This window comes from Pontibacter sp. JAM-7 (genome assembly GCF_048548695.2).
Lineage (GTDB): Bacteria > Pseudomonadota > Gammaproteobacteria > Pseudomonadales > Balneatricaceae > Neptuniibacter.
In genome coordinates, this window is the sequence record NZ_JBLYIF020000075.1 from 1 (window position 1) to 239 (window position 239).

Sequence of the window (239 nt, forward strand, 5' to 3'; positions counted from 1 at the left end):
TCCGGCCCGAACAGCCCCTCTGTTGGGGAGACTGGCGCATCCGGCTGCTTCCTGCTGAAGGCCAGAAACAGCCACCGCCGGCAATACGGGTATCTACGAGGCAAGGGGGTGAGCGTTTCCGTCCGGTACCGGAAGGGCCCGGAAAACGGGTCAAGAAATGGTTGCAGGAGCAGGGGGTTCCACCCTGGGAGAGACCACGTATTCCGCTGGTTTTCAGCCGGGATGGCGAGGAAGAAACC

Annotated in this window: 1 protein-coding gene; it reads left to right on the forward strand. The window is 62.3% G+C overall.

All coding sequences use genetic code 11. The features are described from left to right. Positions 1 to 239: tRNA lysidine(34) synthetase TilS (gene tilS / locus ACFVYJ_RS13920; protein WP_463255474.1), on the forward strand; the 239-nt coding region annotated here is incomplete at both ends.